A 3012-nucleotide genomic window follows, 5' to 3' on the forward strand; every position below is an offset into this window, starting at 1 on the left:
AGTACTGAGATAAGGATTAACCTGTATTAGAGTCTCTCAAATAATCACAGCACAAGTTGTCTGTAAAGACACCTTCGGGTTGTGAGGTTAAGCGACTAAGCGTACACGGTGGATGCCTAGGCAGTCAGAGGCGATGAAGGGCGTGCTAATCTGCGAAAAGCGTCGGTAAGGTGATATGAACCGTTATAACCGACGATACCCGAATGGGGAAACCCAGTGCAATTCGTTGCACTATTGCATGGTGAATACATAGCCATGCAAGGCGAACCGGGGGAACTGAAACATCTAAGTACCCCGAGGAAAAGAAATCAACCGAGATTCCCCCAGTAGCGGCGAGCGAACGGGGAGGAGCCCAGAACCTGAATCAGCGTATGTGTTAGTGGAAGCGTCTGGAAAGTCGCACGGTACAGGGTGATAGTCCCGTACACAAAAATGCATATGTTGTGAGTTCGATGAGTAGGGCGGGACACGTGACATCCTGTCTGAATATGGGGGGACCATCCTCCAAGGCTAAATACTCCTGACTGACCGATAGTGAACCAGTACCGTGAGGGAAAGGCGAAAAGAACCCCGGCGAGGGGAGTGAAATAGAACCTGAAACCGTGTACGTACAAGCAGTGGGAGCACCTTCGTGGTGTGACTGCGTACCTTTTGTATAATGGGTCAGCGACTTATATTTTGTAGCAAGGTTAACCGAATAGGGGAGCCGTAGGGAAACCGAGTCTTAACTGGGCGAATAGTTGCAAGGTATAGACCCGAAACCCGGTGATCTAGCCATGGGCAGGTTGAAGGTTGGGTAACACTAACTGGAGGACCGAACCGACTAATGTTGAAAAATTAGCGGATGACTTGTGGCTGGGGGTGAAAGGCCAATCAAACCGGGAGATAGCTGGTTCTCCCCGAAAGCTATTTAGGTAGCGCCTCGTGAACTCATCTTCGGGGGTAGAGCACTGTTTCGGCTAGGGGGTCATCCCGACTTACCAAACCGATGCAAACTCCGAATACCGAAGAATGTTATCACGGGAGACACACGGCGGGTGCTAACGTCCGTCGTGAAGAGGGAAACAACCCAGACCGCCAGCTAAGGTCCCAAAGTCATGGTTAAGTGGGAAACGATGTGGGAAGGCATAGACAGCCAGGATGTTGGCTTAGAAGCAGCCATCATTTAAAGAAAGCGTAATAGCTCACTGGTCGAGTCGGCCTGCGCGGAAGATGTAACGGGGCTAAACCATGCACCGAAGCTGCGGCAGCGACACTTAGGTGTTGTTGGGTAGGGGAGCGTTCTGTAAGCCGTTGAAGGTCATCTGTGAGGGTGGCTGGAGGTATCAGAAGTGCGAATGCTGACATAAGTAACGATAATGCGGGTGAAAAACCCGCACGCCGGAAGACCAAGGGTTCCTGTCCAACGTTAATCGGGGCAGGGTGAGTCGACCCCTAAGGCGAGGCTGAAAAGCGTAGTCGATGGGAAACAGGTTAATATTCCTGTACTTGGTGTTACTGCGAAGGGGGGACGGAGAAGGCTAGGCTAGCCGGGCGACGGTTGTCCCGGTTTAAGCATGTAGGCGGAGTGACTTGGTAAATCCGGTTGCTTATCAACGCTGAGGTGTGATGACGAGTCACTACGGTGATGAAGTAGTTGATGCCAAGCTTCCAGGAAAAGCCTCTAAGCATCAGGTAACATTAAATCGTACCCCAAACCGACACAGGTGGTCAGGTAGAGAATACTCAGGCGCTTGAGAGAACTCGGGTGAAGGAACTAGGCAAAATGGTGCCGTAACTTCGGGAGAAGGCACGCTGGCATTAGGTAAAGGGACTTGCTCCCGGCGCCGAAGCCAGTCGCAGATACCAGCTGGCTGCAACTGTTTAATAAAAACACAGCACTGTGCAAACACGAAAGTGGACGTATACGGTGTGACGCCTGCCCGGTGCTGGAAGGTTAATTGATGGGGTCAGCCGCAAGGCGAAGCTCTTGATCGAAGCCCCAGTAAACGGCGGCCGTAACTATAACGGTCCTAAGGTAGCGAAATTCCTTGTCGGGTAAGTTCCGACCTGCACGAATGGCGTAATGATGGCCAGGCTGTCTCCACCCGAGACTCAGTGAAATTGAACTCGCTGTGAAGATGCAGTGTACCCGCGGCAAGACGGAAAGACCCCGTGAACCTTTACTATAGCTTGACACTGAACATTGAGCCTTGATGTGTAGGATAGGTGGGAGGCATTGAAGTGTGGACGCCAGTCTGCATGGAGCCAACCTTGAAATACCACCCTTTAATGTTTGATGTTCTAACTCGGCCCCATAATCTGGGGTGAGGACAGTGTCTGGTGGGTAGTTTGACTGGGGCGGTCTCCTCCCAAAGAGTAACGGAGGAGCACGAAGGTTAGCTAATCACGGTCGGACATCGTGAGGTTAGTGCAAAGGCATAAGCTAGCTTGACTGCGAGAGTGACGGCTCGAGCAGGTACGAAAGTAGGTCTTAGTGATCCGGTGGTTCTGAATGGAAGGGCCATCGCTCAACGGATAAAAGGTACTCCGGGGATAACAGGCTGATACCGCCCAAGAGTTCATATCGACGGCGGTGTTTGGCACCTCGATGTCGGCTCATCACATCCTGGGGCTGAAGTAGGTCCCAAGGGTATGGCTGTTCGCCATTTAAAGTGGTACGCGAGCTGGGTTTAGAACGTCGTGAGACAGTTCGGTCCCTATCTGCCGTGGGCGTTGGAAGATTGAGAGGGGCTGCTCCTAGTACGAGAGGACCGGAGTGGACGAATCACTGGTGTTCGGGTTGTCATGCCAATGGCATTGCCCGGTAGCTAAATTCGGAAGAGATAACCGCTGAAAGCATCTAAGCGGGAAACTTGCCTCGAGATGAGTCTTCCCTGGGGCTTTAAGCCCCCTGAAGGAACGTTAAAGACTATGACGTTGATAGGCTGGGTGTGTAAGTGCAGCGATGCATTGAGCTAACCAGTACTAATGATCCGTGAGGCTTAACCTTACAACACCGAAGGTGTTTTG

At 51.9% G+C, this 3012-nt stretch carries 1 rRNA gene; it reads left to right on the top strand.

Annotation, left to right across the window (positions count from 1 at the left end):
* Positions 1-85 precede the first annotated feature (85 nt).
* Positions 86-2992, top strand: a 23S ribosomal RNA gene (locus tag HU019_RS20050).
* The last annotated feature ends 20 nt before the right edge of the window (positions 2993-3012 follow it).

The sequence above is a fragment of the Yersinia artesiana genome (assembly GCF_902726545.1).
Classification (GTDB): Bacteria; Pseudomonadota; Gammaproteobacteria; order Enterobacterales; family Enterobacteriaceae; genus Yersinia; species Yersinia artesiana.